The 15934-nt window shown below is 62.5% G+C and carries 14 protein-coding genes and 1 tRNA gene; 4 read left to right on the top strand and 11 right to left on the bottom strand.

Annotated elements, in window-relative coordinates:
- Window positions 1-140 precede the first annotated feature (140 nt).
- The 5 genes from C6N40_RS14195 to C6N40_RS13535 all read right to left on the bottom strand — a co-directional run bounded on the left by C6N40_RS14195 (window position 141) and on the right by C6N40_RS13535 (window position 8000).
- Window positions 141-632 carry a hypothetical protein gene (locus C6N40_RS14195; RefSeq protein ID WP_162782249.1) on the bottom strand — a complete coding sequence of 164 codons (492 nt, stop codon included), beginning with the start codon at window positions 630-632 and terminating at the stop codon, window positions 141-143.
- A gap of 17 nt (window positions 633-649) precedes the next feature.
- Window positions 650-5035 (bottom strand): RHS repeat-associated core domain-containing protein, encoded by a 4386-nt coding sequence (locus C6N40_RS13550; RefSeq protein ID WP_106991561.1) that lies wholly within the window; start codon window positions 5033-5035, stop codon window positions 650-652.
- Window positions 5036-5172: 137 nt separating this feature from the next.
- The gene (gene istB, locus C6N40_RS13545) at window positions 5173-5925 is read right to left on the bottom strand and encodes an IS21-like element helper ATPase IstB (protein WP_106991560.1); all 753 of its coding nucleotides are present in this window, start codon (window positions 5923-5925) and stop codon (window positions 5173-5175) included.
- Window positions 5926-5928: 3 nt separating this feature from the next.
- Entirely contained in the window at window positions 5929-7458 is a 1530-nt protein-coding gene (istA, locus tag C6N40_RS13540; RefSeq protein WP_106991559.1) for an IS21 family transposase, read from the bottom strand.
- A 263-nt stretch (window positions 7459-7721) separates the two neighbouring features.
- Window positions 7722-8000, bottom strand: coding sequence for a hypothetical protein (locus tag C6N40_RS13535; protein WP_106991558.1), 279 nt, complete (start codon window positions 7998-8000; stop codon window positions 7722-7724).
- A gap of 123 nt (window positions 8001-8123) precedes the next feature.
- Between C6N40_RS13535 and C6N40_RS13530 the strand changes: the two genes are divergently transcribed.
- Window positions 8124-9176 carry a hypothetical protein gene (locus C6N40_RS13530; protein ID WP_106991557.1) on the top strand — a complete coding sequence of 351 codons (1053 nt, stop codon included), beginning with the start codon at window positions 8124-8126 and terminating at the stop codon, window positions 9174-9176.
- Between the two features lie 90 nt (window positions 9177-9266).
- Here the strand turns inward: C6N40_RS13530 and C6N40_RS14190 are convergent, their stop codons facing one another.
- The 5 genes from C6N40_RS14190 to C6N40_RS13510 form a co-directional block, all read right to left on the bottom strand.
- Complete coding sequence (locus C6N40_RS14190; protein ID WP_162782248.1) at window positions 9267-9899, bottom strand: hypothetical protein; 633 nt, start codon at window positions 9897-9899, stop codon at window positions 9267-9269.
- Window positions 9900-10100: 201 nt separating this feature from the next.
- On the bottom strand, window positions 10101-11057 hold the full coding sequence (locus C6N40_RS13525; protein ID WP_106991556.1) for a HEPN domain-containing protein: 957 nt from the start codon (window positions 11055-11057) through the stop codon (window positions 10101-10103).
- Between the two features lie 91 nt (window positions 11058-11148).
- A complete protein-coding gene (locus tag C6N40_RS13520) occupies window positions 11149-12402 on the bottom strand; it encodes an HNH endonuclease (protein ID WP_106991555.1) in 1254 nt (417 codons plus the stop codon).
- A 595-nt stretch (window positions 12403-12997) separates the two neighbouring features.
- Window positions 12998-13074 (bottom strand) — tRNA-Met (locus C6N40_RS13515).
- A 92-nt stretch (window positions 13075-13166) separates the two neighbouring features.
- Window positions 13167-13802, bottom strand: a complete 636-nt coding sequence (locus C6N40_RS13510; protein WP_106991554.1) for an HD domain-containing protein — start codon at window positions 13800-13802, stop codon at window positions 13167-13169.
- Window positions 13803-13929: 127 nt separating this feature from the next.
- On the opposite strand from C6N40_RS13510, the gene C6N40_RS13505 reads away from it, so the two are divergent.
- The 3 genes from C6N40_RS13505 to bfr all read left to right on the top strand — a co-directional run bounded on the left by C6N40_RS13505 (window position 13930) and on the right by bfr (window position 15373).
- The gene (locus C6N40_RS13505) at window positions 13930-14496 is read left to right on the top strand and encodes an RNA pyrophosphohydrolase (RefSeq protein WP_106991553.1); all 567 of its coding nucleotides are present in this window, start codon (window positions 13930-13932) and stop codon (window positions 14494-14496) included.
- A gap of 77 nt (window positions 14497-14573) precedes the next feature.
- On the top strand, window positions 14574-14777 hold the full coding sequence (locus C6N40_RS13500; protein WP_106991552.1) for a (2Fe-2S)-binding protein: 204 nt from the start codon (window positions 14574-14576) through the stop codon (window positions 14775-14777).
- A 125-nt stretch (window positions 14778-14902) separates the two neighbouring features.
- A complete protein-coding gene (gene bfr, locus C6N40_RS13495; protein ID WP_106991551.1) occupies window positions 14903-15373 on the top strand; it encodes a bacterioferritin in 471 nt (156 codons plus the stop codon).
- 93 nt (window positions 15374-15466) lie between these two features.
- On the opposite strand, the gene C6N40_RS13490 is transcribed toward bfr, so the two are convergent.
- A partial coding sequence (locus C6N40_RS13490; protein WP_205208624.1) for an Hpt domain-containing protein occupies window positions 15467-15934 on the bottom strand: 468 nt, incomplete at its 5' end.

Genomic DNA, 15934 nt, shown 5'->3' with positions numbered 1-15934 from the left:
GCTGGTCAATTTTCAGCGCGCCTCAACACACGTGCACGACTTATTGAATCGCCACAGCTTTCCTCTCGAAGCTCGAGCCCCTCCAGGCAACATACCTGTCGCGTCGCTGACGCCCTTCAGTCCGCCGGCCACTGGACCGCTCAGCCATCGTTGATTCGAACCGAGCAAGCCGCTACCGCAATTGCAAGTTGCTTGGCTTGACGCAGAGCATTGGCGCTCTCTCTGTCAAACCAGATCGCCACTTCTATCTCCTCATCTGGATATACATCTGAGATCACGTATCCAGTCAGGTCGCCTTGCGTAATTATTCCGACATTCCTTGATCGGCCGTCAATGCTGATTCTTTCCCGCGCCGATACTCTCTTGCCAAAACCATAGTGACGCCCAAGGTCATAGGTGACGGACTCCATTTCTCCAGGCAAGCCGAATCTCAGCTCCCCGCGAACCATGTCGCCCTGTGTTTCCACGCGACGAACACCACCAAAGTATCTGTCGCTACAGACGCCATATGTATCGCTAAGCACCAGAGCATTTGCGTCCATTGGTGGACCAAACCTCTCCGTGTTTCCGGATAAGTGCTGACCTGGATCATTGCCAATGGCTGCGGCAGGAAAAGCGATCAGAAACGTCAACAGCATTCTTCGCGTATTCATGGGCTACATCCACAGTCATTGGAATTTTCGATAAATTTGTCAAGCAAGTGGCGTCGATCAAAGTCCGTCACAGTGCGGCCGTCAGGACCGGCATAGGCCATCACTGAGGTGCCGGTGGGATAGTTATGCCCCATACCAAACCAATGCCCCACTTCATGAGCCCAACCAGATAGGCTGTTGCTATCTGAGAACCAATCATTCTCGTCATTGCGGTAGCTCCCTCGATGTAGGACGAGATCGGTATCTCTGATAAGAGAGCCAGTGAACAACGTATTTATTTGGACGCGAATGCTGACGCCATCGATACTCCCATTCCATGCTGATTCCGCCGCGGTGAGCATTGCACCGGCCTCAGACAAACTCAGCGTAGGGTCTATTCGCAGTGAGATATCAATTTTGATGTCAAGCGAGTCTTGGTCGCGGCAGTGAGTGATCGCCATCAACCCTAGCGGGTCAACATTTGAGATGGGATTGCCTGCCACGTAGGAAAAAGTGTTGAGACCACCAAACAGCCCAATGGGATCACTGCTTGTGTATCGACCAGATGATTCATCGTAGTGACGATTGACGTTGTACCACGCAGCTGATTCAGCGTCGTACTGCTGGCCCGGGAAGCCAAGATTCAAGCCACCGAATGAATCGACGGTGACGTTCCGGTCGAATGCCAGATTATTTGCTCGCCACACAACTGCCTTGGCTGCGTTAGTCGCGACTTCCGGTCGGCCCAGGTGGTCGGTGTGAACGGCGTAGAGCTGCCCCCCGCGGATGACGCCCACTGGCTTGCCTTCGAGCCAGACGTAGATCGTGTCCAAGCTCGATGAGCCGGCGTTGGTCTCGCCCAGGAGTAGGCTTCCCGGGCTAAACAGGTAGCGCGTGGTGCTACCACCGGCCTGCGCCTTGCTTGCCCGCTGGCCGAGCGCGTTGTAGCCGTAGTCCCAGGTGCCGGCGGGTAGGTTCAGCGTGGCACCGTTGGGCTGGGCGAACGACTGCGCGCTCGGTCGGATCAGCTTCACCTGACGGTTGAACCCGTTGTATCGCCGCTCAACGGTCACTCCGCCCCGGGTCTCGTTGCGCAGGTTGCCCATGGGGTCGTAGGTCGCCGAGCGCGAACGCGGGCCGCTCATGCTGGCCAGGCGGTTCGTTCCAGGGGCATTGGTGTACGTTTCGGTGCCGCCACCCCAGGCGTGCGAGATGCGGTTGCCGTTGGCGTCGTACTGCCAGGTGTGCTGGCCCGTCGCCGTGGCGTTCGCCGACGTCAGTGCGCTCATGACATCGTAGCCGTAGGTCTGGCTAGCGGCGGCGTTCTTGGTGTTGGTGATGCCGGTAATCAGATCGTTGGCGTTGTAGCCATAGATCAGGTTCTGCGGGTGAGTCGTGCCCGCGCCATAGATCTTGGTGACCCGGCCATCAAGGTCGTAGTCGATCTGACGGTTCCAGCCATTGCCATGGACAAATCCGATCAGCGGTCCGCCAAAGGGCTGGTAGGCGGCATTGTTGATGACGTCTTTCCAGACACCGGCGATCTGCGCTTCGATCCGCTTGACCCGGTGGTCGCTGGAATAGCTGTAGCGCAGAACCACGCCGTTGGGGTACGTCGCCGTGCTCAGCCGGCTATAGGCGTCATAGGTGAACGTGAGCCCGAAGCTGACGCCGCCAATGACCGAGGTCTGCGAAGCGAGCTCACCGGACTTCAGGTAGGTGTAGCTGGTCGAGCCCGTGCTGTCGGTCATCCCGCACAGCCGGCCCTTGCCCATCGTGCAGCTGTCGTAGGTCAGGGTATGCGTTTGGGCGCCCCCGATGCCGTTGTAGGCCGCCCAGGTGGCGGACTCCTGGGTGACCCGGCCCAGCCCGTCCCGGGTGTAGGTCGTCACCGTGCCGTCGGCGCGGGTCATGGTCAGGACCTTGCCAGCCAGGCTGTACGTGTAGTCGGTGATGCCGCTATCCGGGCTGGTGACCCGCGTGACGTCGCCATGGCCATTGTAGGTGTAGGTCGTGATGTTGCCGTTGCGGTCCGTGACCTTGGTCAGCCAGCCCAGCGGGTTGTACTCGAAGTGGGCGGTGCCTTGGTTCGGGGCGGTAACGGACTTGATCCGGCCGTGGGAATCGTAGGTGGTCGAGGTCACCTTGTTCAGCGAGTCGGTGACCGTGGCCAGGTCGCCGTTGGCGTTGTAGGCGTACCGGATGTTCTGGCCGTTGTTGCCCAGGGCGTTGCTCAGGAAGCCGCCGCTGTCATAGGTCCAACTCCGTTCGCTGAAGTCCTTGCGTTCGGTCACCCAGTCCATGATGGGCTCGCCGCCCTGCCAGCCAACAATGACGTAGCTTAGGTAGCTTTGGAACGTGCGGTCGTAGATGAGTTGACCCAAGTCGTTGTAGGCAATGTTCCGCATGTCCTTGGGGTTGTCACCCATAGGGAAAGCGGACTCCGAGCGGATTTGCGTCATCTCGCCGGCCAAGTTGTAGCTGGCCTCGACCAGGCGGCCGGACGGATCGGTTGTGCTGATGAGATTATCGTGAGCGTCGTAACCGTAGTTCGTGATTCGGTCACCTCCCGGCGCCTTGACCGTGGTGCGTGTCACGCGACCCTTGGCGTCGTAGAGAACATCCGTTACCAGACCATTGGCATCCGTGATCCGGCCGGGCTGGCCCAGTGTCGTGTAGTTGCTGTAGGTGACCGTGTGGCCGAGAGGGTTGGTGACCTTGACCAAATTGCCGAGGCTGTCGAACTCATAGGTCATCCGGTCCACCGTGCCGGCCAGCGGACCGTCCACCCAGCGCTTGTAGACCTGTTTGTTGGCGTGGAAGCTGTAGTCGTAGCCGGTGGTGCGTGAAGGCGCTGCCGTCGGCGTCCGGTCGTGTACCGTGACGGTCTGCGGCAAGCGCGCGCGACCGGCGCTGTCGCCATCAGGGTAGTAGGTTAGGATGGTCTCTCGGATGAAGTTCGCGGGGCTTACCGACGCGCCATATTCCTGGATCGCGTCGATGCGGGTCTGGGCTGCATTCCAGACGTAGACGGTGACCTGCTGCTTGCTGGTGTCGCCAGTGGAGGTTTCACCGACGGACTTTTGCTGGAGCCTGCCTGCCGTCGTGTAGGCATAGCGGGTACGGTTTCCGTAGCCATCAACCTCCAGGATCAACCGCCCCATGTCGTCGTACTGCGAGGTTTGAACGCCCGACGCGCACGCCGCACTGGCCGGGCGGTTAATCTGGGAGATCAGGCCCTCAGCGGTGATCTGGTAGGTCTTGGTCTGGCCAAGCGCATTGGTGACGCTGGTCGAGTTGGTGCCGTAGGCGAAGGTGCTGGTATGTCCGCCATCTTCGTCCCCCGATTCCTGGACGCGGCCGTCGGCGTAGTAGCTGTAGCGGGTCTTGCGGACGCCATCGACCGAAACGCCAGTGAGCAGCCAAGGCTTGCCGGTCACTTCATAGTGATAAGTCTTCTGGCCCAGCCCGTCCGGCAGCGTGGCGGTCTGCAGGTAGCCCTGCGAGGAGTAGGCGAAGGTGTAGTTCTTGGCGTTCGGGCCCAGGACGTTGGTGATCTTGTTGTTGGTCCAGGTCAGGCTCATCGAGCGGCCCGAGGTGTGAGCCACTTGGGTCAGCTTTCCAGTGCCGTCATACGTGAAGTTCAGACCGTTAGTGCCTTCATCGCGGGTCGAGATGGGCTGGCCGCCGGCATTGTAGGTTTCAATATTTCCTTCCTGAGTCCACAGGACCCAGTTGCTGCCTTGCTGCGTCAGTTCATAGCGGCCAGCTCCATCTTTCCAGCTGCCGCCCACCAAGCTGAGCGAAGCGCGTCCGCCACCTTGCCGACGGACGAAAACCTTGGTCAAGCCCGTGGGCGTTGTAGAGCACGTTGTGCTGCCGTAGAGCATCGCGACGCACTGGGTGGCGCTGTGTTCAAAGACAAGCCCATAGTCGATGCTCGAGGCCCAGCGCGCGCCGAAGGCGCCTTGAAGCGAGCTGCTGGAGTCATAGACGCGGCCAAGCCCAAACTGGGCATCCTGTCCCGCCATGAAGTCCAGCTCAGGCAGGACTTTAGTGCCGTTAGAAATGATGACGGGACGGTCGGTGGCGTCGCAGCTAGATTGGCCTTGATCTTCAACGCGTGACGATATCGTTCCAGCCCGAACAGCGCTCCCTGCCCCTCCTTCCAGTGGCTCTCTTGGAATAAATCGAACGGCGCTGCCAATGGCAGGTCGCATCACGCAGATCCTGTCGATCCCCTCAAGCGTCCACTCAGATTCGGGCGCGCCGGGTGCGTGCGAGTAAAAGTACTCCAGGTAGCATTCGTAGCTTTGCGCGTGTGCGTCCGCCACAAACAGCGATTGCACAAGCAGCAGCGAAACGAAGGCGAGTAGATCTCTCGAAATGCGCGTCTGAAGCATGGTGATCGTCGCCGGCCAGAACGTGGAATTAGAAGACCTTTCCTGACAGTGGCTGTCAACATGCCATTAACGCTAACTCGGGTAGCAATTACGGGCAAAATCGGGGCGGTTTGACCGCCCCGATGGGATTGGGCGTTTTAGTCGGGCGCCCCTGGCATGGTCGAAAGAGTTTTCCTCATCGAGTCGCCCTTCAACGCGATCTGGTGAGCGGCATGAACAAGCCGATCCAGGATCGCGTCGGCGAGCGTCGGCTCGCCCAGATAGGCGTGCCACTCGCTGATCGGCAGCTGCGAGGTGATGACGGTGGAGAGCGTAGCCACCCGGTCATCAACCACCTCGAGTAGGTCCTGGCGCCCCTGGTTGCTCAGGCTGCACACGCCCCAGTCGTCGATGACCAGGACTCGGGTCCGCGCCAGCTGCTGGCGCAGCTTGTGCAGGCTGCCGTCCTCCCGGGCGATCTCCATCTCCTCGAGCAAGCGCGGTAGCCGGCGGTACAACACCGACCAGCCGCGCCGCGCCGCCTGGTTGGCGAAGGCGCAGGCCAGCCAGGTCTTTCCGACGCCGGTCGGGCCGGTGAAGATCAGGTTCTGGCCCTTGCTGACCCAGTCGCAGCTCATAAGTGAGGTCAGCTGTCGCTTGTCGAGCCCGCGGCTCGCCCGGTAGTCGATGTCCTCCACTGCGGCCTCGCTGGCCTTGAGGCGCGCCGTCTTGAGCAGACGGCTGACGCGACGCGACTCGCGGGCTTGGCGCTCATGGTCAACCAGCATGGCCAAGCGGTCTTCGAAGGGCAGCTCCTGTAGCGCCGGGTTGCCGCGCTGCTGTTCGAAGGCGTCGGCCATGGCGTTCAGGCGCAGGGCGCGCAGGCCCTGGATCGTTTGTTGGATAAGCATGGGTCAGGCCTCCGGGGTCTGGCGGTAGTAGGCGCTGCCGCGCACGTTGGGGTGGTCCGGCCGGAGCGCGGAGGCGGCCTCCGGCAAGCGGGCCCTCCTGTGACGCCCCGTGTGCAGGAGGGACTTGACAGTCTTGAGCGTCAGCGACTGGATTTCGACGGCCCGCCGGGCTGCGGCCTCCACTTCATGGGCACCATGGACGCGCACCAGCTTACGGAGGCCATCGCAGGCCGGCAGGCCCAGGGCCGGCACCGCCCGGGCGAACTGGTGCTGCACGACGGCCAAGACGTTCGGGCCCACCGTCGCTGCCCAGGCCACGACCTTGTCGGGGCTGCGCTCGGCGTAGGCCCGGTGGCTCTCGGGCTGGTGCGCGGGATCGGTGGTCAGACCCCCGGGGGCCGTGGAGAGGGGGTGGGACGCGACCCGAGCGTGCTGGTGGAAGATCTCGACCACGCCGGCGCTCAGGCGCGCCGAGACCCGCTGGCCCACCAAGCGGTGCGGCACCGAGTACCAGTGCCCGCCGATCTGCAGGTGGTAGCCGTTGTCGACGCGCAGCTGCCCGGTCCATTCGGCCAGCACGTAGGGATTGGCAGGTAGCGGCTGGAGCTGGCTGCGCTCGTCTTCCTCGAACCGGGACCGGCGGGACCCGGGCAGGCGCTTGAAGGCCCGGTCGTTGAAGGTCGGCAGCAGTTCCGCGATGGCCTGGTTGATCTCGGCCAGCGAGAAGAAGGTCATCTTGCGCAGCCGGGCCAGGATCCAGCGCTGGACGATCTGCACGCCCACCTCGACCGAGGCCTTGTCCTGCGGCCGGTAGCTGCGCGCCGGCACGATGCTCGCACCGTAGTGCTCGCCCAGCTCCTGGTAGGTCCGGTTCAATGCCGGGTCAATGCCGGCCCGGTCCACCGCCGCCTTGAGGTTGTCGGGCACCAGGAACGACGACACGCCCCCGAAGTAGGCATACATCCGGTTGTGCGCCTCGATCCAGTCGGGGATGGACTGGGTGGCCACGCAGGTCGCGTAGGTGAGGTTCGAGTAGCCCAGCACGGCCACGAACAGCTCGACCGGGATGTCCCGCCCGGTGTCCCGGTCCCGGTGGCAGGGACGCAGCCCCGAGAAGTCCACGAAGCATTTCTCGCCCGGCTGGTGGGTTTGCCGCATGACGCGATCGATCCGGCGGACGTGGTGGCGGTAGTGCTCGGTGAACTGGCTGTAGGAGAGCGCGTCCTCCGGTCTCGGGGCACAGTACTCCTCCCAAAGCAGGGTCAAGGTGACGCCCTTCTGCTGCAACTCGGCATGGACCACCGCGAAGTCGGGCATGCGCTTGCGCGTCAGCCGGCGCAGGGCCGAGTTGAACTTCGCATCGAGCCCGGCATCGGACAGGGCCATCAGGTCCTCCCAGCGATAGGCCTTCGCGCGGGCGAGCTTGCGGTAGCGCCGGACCGTGTTCCTGGAAACGTTGGCCGTCTTAGCGATCAGCGTATCGGTCAGCGCGGTTGTGAAGAGAAGCTGGATAACGTGACGAATCTTTTGCATGAATACTCCTTGGCGCACGGGCAGGTACCCGTGACATGGCGTGACAAGGAGGCGTAGCCGCCCGTGCCGGGTCCGGAGCGGACGCAGCGGTTGACAACGGGGCGGGCGATTCGACTAGACTGCGGGCAAGGGGATTGGCGAATCCTTCCCTCAATCAAAGGCCCGGGCGTCGTAAGCGCTTGGGCCTTTGTCGTTTCGGGGGCCTCAGGATGGGTGCGTCAGTTGAACGAGGGATCAGGTCAGGGGCAGGCCTCCAGGCGGAATCAGGGAAGACAGGAATACGGGGTCGGCCGCGTCGCCGTAGCGCGACAGGCGGCCAACCACTGCGCGACATCTTTGACCAGGGCGAACTTGCCCCGGCGATGCGGCAGGGGAAACACCGGCACCGGCAGCTGATTGCGAGCCAGGGCTTGTCGAAACGCTTCCATGGAAGGGTAGCCGAGCGCTCCCCACAGGTCGTCACCGCCCAGCAGCGGCCCGAACCGGGCAAACAGCTCCCGCTCCAAGGCCGCAGCGAGCGTCGGATCGGGCGGGGTGGACATTCATTCGCCTCCGTCACGTTCAGTCACACCAGCCTACGGCGGGCACGATCACCTTGCCAGAAGGGAAAAAGCGGTCTAATCGTTACTCCATTCCCACGAGCTTTGCCTCGCTAACCTGCCGACATGAAAGGGAATTCCTGGCAAAGGGTCCGGTTGGACCGCATGCTGTCGAACTTGGTGACGGACAACTCTCGCGGGATGAAGCGCGCGATAGCCATCCTGCGGACCGCCTACTGGTATGAGCGCCTCCGTGTCGCGACAGATCGGTACACTGCCTATGCATTAGGCAAACATCTGCAGCCGGAGACTTACCGCAAGACCGCGAAGGATGAGGCGTTCCATCACAACCTCTGGCCGAAGTACGCTGGCGGCAAGCATGCGCCGAGCCTCGCTATGCTTGAGGCGATCGATCAGCAGGTTCCCGGCTCAAAGGGCCATTTCCGGCAGCCGCTATTCGATGCGGTCGACCTGACGCAGACCTTGGGGCGTGACGGCGACGAGTTGCTGAAACGGCTGCACCCTAGCGTCCAGCAGGCGGTGTTCGATCGCTCAGCACTGAAACACCGAATCTATCGCCGGCGTGCCCATCTGGCGCGAACCCTGGCCCTACTGGAGCAGCAAGGCGACCTGGATGCCCTGGCCGCCGGCGTGGTCCTGCTTCGGGAGGCAAATGAAGCCAACGCTGATGACCGGGCCTTTCAAATCGGCGAATCACTTTACCGAACCTTGGTCATCGCCTGCACGGGCGCTGAAGGCAGCTTCATCCGCACGGAACTGGGTGGGCTGATGCTGGCCCTGATCCTGCCGCTTGCCACGTCGAGAGGGCGGGCGTTCGCGCCGGACTTGAATCGTTTCGTGGATAGCTGCTTTATCCTGAACAGCACGATCCTGAGGCTGGAGGACAACAACCAGATCGGTCTGGCGAGAAGGGACAGCCTTCGAGCGATGTGGGGCGCACTCCACGGAACCTACGGAGATGACTTGCGCTTCGGGCTAATGGCGAAGCTGGCGACGGCGGCACCACTGGACACACTGCCCGCCAGGTCCCGATTCGATCTACATCGCAACGAAGTGCTGACGACCTGGGGATGGGCCGCCTTGCGGTCCGGCAAAGTCGAGAAGTTTGTACCGCCGTCCGTGCTGGATCAGATTGCCGAGGTGCCATACGCCCGCTGATGGCGTTGCCTGAACCGACGAGGTCAGGACCAGCACTCCTCTTGCTGGTCTTGACCACCGCAGGTAGTCGGTCAGCACCAGCGGCGGTGCTCAGCTGGCGCCGGCGCCGATGGCAAGGTCAACCAGCGCCCGCAGCTGATAGGCGCCAGATGGGTGTGGTGGCAAACGGCAAATTGCAACGTCTGTATCTAGTTCCATTCTGTCCCTCTCATGAAAGAGTGGGCTAACCCTCCAGCCACCCCAATAGGCACAGAGTTGAAATGGAGCGAAGCGGATAGCGCCAGGGCCATGAATGGCAGGATGAAGGGGAAACAGAACACCCATCTGCAGGTCTTGGCCAAATCGAATAGCGCCTTTGTCATTGGTGACGTTGCCGTAGCCTGTGTCTTCGGGATCCATAAGTACATGACCAGCTGTCATCACTAATCCAGACGCGCTGACAATGAAGGCGGTTCCGATTACCCGAAGTTCTGATTCACCAGTGACCAGCGCCACGACCGGCACGATACTTTGCTTAAGAACTAGGTTGGTGGACCCCATGGCCTGGACGACTTCCTCTACGGATCTCCCCCTCGCATTCCTCGGCATCATCTCCATGCGATCCGCAATGGTGAAGTAATCCGGCTCACACCCACTGCAAGGTGAGGCCTTGACCCCATGGAGATCCGTAATGGTCCACTTCCCGTCAGGCGTTTTCGCCCAAAGAGACTTGAGGACTTCCACGCCACCTGCCTGGTGCATGTCGCCGATCCTGTGCGCAAATAGCTATGCCTCAGCCTACCAAGGGCCGGGGATCTTAGCGGCTCGGCACAGCTGAATAAGGGTGCCTTCCGACCCATAGCGGTCACTCGGGCAGCTGCTTGCTTGGTGCGTCGTCCAACGATTGGATCGCCGTCAGCCAACATCTGTTTGAAAGAATGGACCCTAAGCGCGCAGCCGTTTGCCGCCCGGGGGCAATGCTATGGACCGCAGATGGCCGAGTACACCCAGCAGGGCTTCGTGGGCGACCCATGCCTCCTCTTGGTCGATCGCCACCTGAGCGTAGCGAACCTTCGGCGGACAATAAATGAGCCTCAAATCCGACTCGGGCAGCGCCAATGAGAAATGCTGAGAGACAAGGCGACCCAAGTGCACGATGTCGTGACCTTGCGCTGCATTGGTTGGAAATGGCTGGCCCGCACGACCGAGCAGGCCTTTCAAAACCTTCTCTGCGCACTGTGCGTTGTCCCATCGAGCCTTGCCCAGCGCCCGGCCATCCAGCAACGCCTCGACGCTGAAGCCGTAGTCGCCGCGCGCGGCGCTAAACAGCTCGTGTCCCTTGAGCTCGTCCAGGGCTGTGAGCGCGACGTAGCCCCGCTGATAACTTCTCAACACCGACGCAACCTCGATGTCAGTAAGTTGGGAAGCATAATTCTGCGTGACTCCCTTCAGCCCGGACAGCACGTTGTGTGTCGCCGGCCCGGTGGCGCGGGTCGTCAGTTGCCGCCCGGTGTTGGACAAATCGCGGTCTGCGAACGGAAAAACTGTGCCGAAGACCAAAGGTATACGCAGCGACCAGTAAGTGCCGCGCAAGGGCAGCACCACGTACCCGAGTGCAAAGTCAATCTTGTTTCGGTCACCGTAGGTGGCGTCGCACCAGTCGGCCACGCGAGCCAACAAGTCGCGCGGGCCAAAGGGCTCACCTCGATCGGGATCCGCACTCAAGATAGGCGTGCCCGACAGCTTCAGGGCTATCGACACCAACCGGGCCGCATTGAGGCTTCGCTGTGCAGGCTGCAACCTCTGCGTGGCCAAATGCCGGTCTAGGTCGACCATCATCGCGCTGTACTCAGCTTCGTTGGTCGGGCGCGCCGGCCAAATCCACTCGTCCTTTCCGCTCATGGCGTGATGATGCCACAGCAAGCTGAGTTCGACCGCGATCGACCCAAAGTGGACATGCCCGTTCTGGCGCCAACATCGTACTCGCGACTTACTAGAGCTTTCGCATGCGTTCCCGACTGATCTCGACACCCATTACGCGGTACAGACAGTCCGCCCCTGCGGATCGAACGAAAACCTCGTCTTCCGGATGAAAATCGATTTGAGTGATGAACCAGTCGCCTTCCCAATGATCTGCAGCCCTTCCGCGGGCAACAATGTCGGAGATTGACCGCGGATTAGGTGCGCCGCCGCCTTGGAAGAGTAGCGGTTCGCCATTGCGGTCGGACACATATCGATAGCCGGGCGCATTAATCTCAGCGGCCGCATGCCGCGCTTCCTCCTCCGTGGCGAAGAAGTAGCCGAGCCGACAGTGCGTGGGTCCCATGCACTCGGCAACGAGTTCTTGGAAAGTGAGCTTGCGAAACGTTTGATTTTCGATGTCATTGATGCCGAAGATGATTTGTCCCTTGTCCAAGTGCCGTTTGGACGAAAGCTTGACGGCAACGCAGAACAGTCGATGAAGCTTGACGCAGCCCATCAGTTCCATTCCGGCGTCGATCAACACTAGGTAATGCTTCTTGCTGTCAAGGTCCAGATAGTCTTTGAACGGCTCGAAGACTTCGGGCTGGAGCCCAGACCCCACGGTGACGAAGCGATTGACTGCCTCGCAATCGAATTCACGCAGTATCCGCGAGATTTCGATCGCGTCGGGTGTCTCGAAGTAGCCTTCGATTGAATCGACTGCGAATTCGTAGGCAATCTTGAGCAAGCCTATCTTGAAGGCCTGCATGTCGACCCTCCACCGTGTCGAGAATCCGCCATCGAGCACGGACCGCACGAGTTCCGAATTCGCCCGAGCCTGGAACTCATCGATCCCCAACCGTTTAAGCTTCTTGCGCAGGATAGTTCCGATCTCGGCCTCGTCCTGCGTGTCGACCATAATCTCGATCGATGTTGGGGTGCCGCCTTCCTCGTGCACCACCACGCGGGGGATCAATTGGAACTTCAGTGCGCCGTCGTCATCCATGATAGCGCGTGCCTTAATGTCGGGGTTCTCAGACGATACCGTGGGATCGCCAAAAGGATTGGGGATCGCGCCGCTTTTGCCGGCCATGCCCTCAACAAATCGGTATAGGTCGGTCAGCTTGTGGTTGACCAGCCGGGAATCCACTGTCTCCCCCATCCGGGAGTTGCAGGTCCGGCAAACGCTGTAGATGTGGTAGTAGCCGCCCAGTGAATCGGGAATCACATGCTCGTCGCTGAACTCAAGCGCGTCCTTGTCGACGCGGCAAATAATGCACTTCACGTTAACCCCTCGAGTGAGAGCTACACATCACGGCGCAGGACGAAACGCAGCCTGCATTGCACGTTCCTTGGGGGCGAGGCACCGGCGAGGAGTCAGTGGACTTTCGGCGTGCGCCTCCCGCGGCCGCGAACGTACTGGTCGTCCGGCAGTCTACCGGACGACCCATTCATATGTCCGCGAGTGCTCTAGCCCCGATCAACTCGCGCGCCAAGAATCGGCGAACCGCCTGGGGGCGGCTGCGCAATGCAGCCCGAGATGATTCATCCCTTAATGATAGAGTTCGAGTACGTCATCAATGCCCGCTATTGGCCGATTGCGGTATTTGGAGATGCAGACCTACCGTTGATCCCTCCTACATGTGGCGCACATATGTGCTGGGGTCATCAGTGGGCGGCTTGCCCGCATGACCAAAGCAGCGCGTTTGCGGGAGTCATCGGGAAAACTTCGATGGCACAGTAGTGCCCGGGTCAATTTCGTTGAATTTCGGGCCAGCCAAGTGGCACAGATTCGTCACAGAAACTGTCACAGGTGGCCCCGGATCCCTTTGGGACCGGCGTCGGGGCACAAAAAAACCCGCAAATCCGCGGGTTTAGAATGGTGGCTATGGGTGGACTCGAACCACCGACCCCAGCATTATGAGTGCTGTGCTCTAACCGGCTGAGCTACATAGCCACGGGCGCTATCCGTTGCGGATAGGGCCGCGTATTGTCCGGGTGCCGGCCCGGCGTGTCAATCCGGGGCCGGATCGGGCCGCTCGGGGCGCCTCAGTCGGGCTTCCACCCTTCCAGTGTCCTGCGGGTGGGTTCTGCCGCCAGCGCGTGCATGCGCTCCACGGTCGCATCCAGGGCCTGGGCCACTGGGACCTCGCGCTGGCGGAAGACCTCGGCCACCGCCGCGTAGTAGCGCAAGGTGCCGTCGCGGCCCGCGGTGAATCGTTCGAACACGGATTGCCCGGCGGCACCTTCGAGGTCGCCGACGATCGCCCGGGCGTTGTGCAGCTTGTCGCAGCCCGACACCAGCAAGGCGGCGGGATCGCTGCCTGCCAGGTGGGCCAGGTAGCGCTGCTTGCGCTCCAGCCAGTTCAGGCGCTTGGCGGCGGGGGTCGTGGCGGCCTTCTTCTGCTCGGCGTGGCCGTCGGTGCAGGTGAGCACGATGTTGGCCACGTCATCCCCGAATTTGCCGCGGATGGTGGCTTCGTGCTCGTGCCCGCAATCCTCCAGCACGTCATGCAGCAGGCCGGCGATGGCCTGGTCCTCGCTGCCGCCGTGTTCCAGCACCAAGCTGGCCACGCCCAGCAGGTGGTAGAGGTAGGGAATGCTGGTGCCTTTTCGGAAGTGCCCGGCGTGGGCCGTTCGGGCGTAGTCCACGGCTGCGGTGAAGCGCGGTGTCAGGGTCGTCATGTCGAATCTCCGGTATCCGAAGCTAGCTTGCCGGGCGCCGGTCTCAGGGGCTGAGAGCCCGCCGCGCTTGTGGCCCCTTCCGGGCCTGTGGCAGTCTGGCCCCAGTAGATCTTTGGAGTACCGTCCCGTGGTCGATCCGGACGGCTATCGCCCCAACGTGGGCATCGTGCTCATGCACGACGACGGGCGCCTGTTCTGGGCCCGGCGCGTCAACCGTGATGGTTGGCAGTTCCCCCAGGGCGGCATGAACACCGACGAGACGCCGCTCGAGGCCATGTACCGCGAGCTGCGCGAGGAAGTGGGCCTGGCCCCCGACCAGGTGCAAGTGCTGGGCTCCACGCCCGGCTGGCTGCGCTACCGGCTGCCCCAGCGCTGCATCCGCCGCGGCAACCGGCCGGTGTGCATCGGCCAGAAGCAGGTCTGGTTCCTGCTGCGGCTCACCGGCCGCGAGGACGACGTGCGCCTGGACCTCACCGAAAAGCCCGAGTTCGACTCCTGGCGCTGGGTGGACTTCTGGTACCCGGCCCAGCACGTGGTCAGCTTCAAGCGCGACGTGTACGTGCGGGCGCTGGAGCACCTGGCGCCGCATGCCCGGGCGGTGGCGGGGGAGGGCGCGGTGCCGGCGGCGGTGCCGGAGGTGGCGGGGCTCAAGGCCTTCCCACAAGGGGGAAGGTTTCGGGGCCGTCGGGCCTGAAGGCCCTCCCGGAAGGCGGTTGACAACGATTCGCATTTGGAGTGGAATGCGAACCGTTCCCATTCAGGACGGCCGCCATGTACGTCTGCCTCTGCCACGGTGTCACCGACAGCGACATCCGCCGCGCTGCCGAAGCCGGCTGTGGGTCCCTGGCCGAGCTGACCATGCGCACGGGCCTGGGCAGCGGCTGCGGCAGCTGCGGGGAACTAGCCACCGAGATCCTGTCCGAGGCGAGTGCGCCGAAGGCGTTCCCGCTGCCGGTGTTTGCGGCGGCGGCGTAAGGATTCGCGCCTGAAGGCGCTCCTGCAGGGGCGCGGCAAAAGCAAACGAAAGCGATTCCCGTTACGGCAGGCGCCGGCGGGGCGGGGTAGGCTGTGCGTTCACCCACGGAAGCGGAGGCCAGCCCATGAAAGGCGACGCCAAGGTCATCGAGCACCTGAACAAGGCGCTGTACAACGAACTCATCGCCATCAACCAGTATTTCCTGCACGCCCGCATGTTCAACAACTGGGGCCTGAAGGAGCTGGGCGAGCACGAGTACAAGGAATCGATCGACGAGATGAAGCATGCCGACATGCTCATCGAACGCATCCTGTTCCTCGACGGCCTGCCGAACCTGCAGAACCTGGGCAAGCTGCTGATCGGCCAGAGCCCGAAGGAAGCGCTCGAGTGCGACCTGCGCCTGGAGAACCAGGCCGTGCCGGACCTGAAGGTCGGCATCGCGCACTGCGAGCAGGTGGGCGACTACGTGTCGCGCAAGATCCTGGCCGACATCCTCGAGTCCGAGGAAGAGCACATCGACTGGCTCGAGACCCAGCTGGCGCTGATCGAGCGCGTGGGCGAGCAGAACTACCTGCAGTCGAAGATGGGTAGCTGAGCCAGGCTGGGGACGGGTACATATAAAAACGGGCCGGGTTGAGCCTCGCTACGGCGAGAGCCAAACCGGCCCGTTTTTATATGTACCCGTCCCCTATTTTAGCAGGGCTTGCAGGGCCTGCTGCGCGCGCCGGAACTCGCTTTCCAGCACCGCCACCGCCACCGCCGGCCGGGGCAGCACGCCCTGGCGGGCGCCGAGTTCGATGCGCTTGGCCGCGGCCGACAGGGCCATGGCGCCCAGGTTGGCGCTGGCCGACTTGAGCGTGTGCGCCGGCGACACCATCGCCGCCATGTCGTTGGCCGAGGCCGCGTTCTCCAGCGCGTGCACGTGCTTGGGCGCATCCTCGAGGAACAGGCGCACCAGACTCAGGTACTCGCCCCCCATCACCGCCTTCAGTTCGTCCACCACCTCGTGCGACAGCACCGGCGGCGGGGTGTGCACGCCCTCGGCGCGCAGCTCGGCCGACATCGGCTCGGGCGCCGCGGGCTGCGGGGGCGGGGCGGCCGGTGCAACCGGTGCGGCGGGGCGCACGGCCGGGGCGACCGGGGCCGCGGCGGCCGG

The sequence above is a fragment of the Arenimonas caeni genome (genome assembly GCF_003024235.1).
GTDB lineage: Bacteria > Pseudomonadota > Gammaproteobacteria > Xanthomonadales > Xanthomonadaceae > Arenimonas > Arenimonas caeni.
This window is presented reverse-complemented; position numbering and strand designations above follow the sequence as displayed.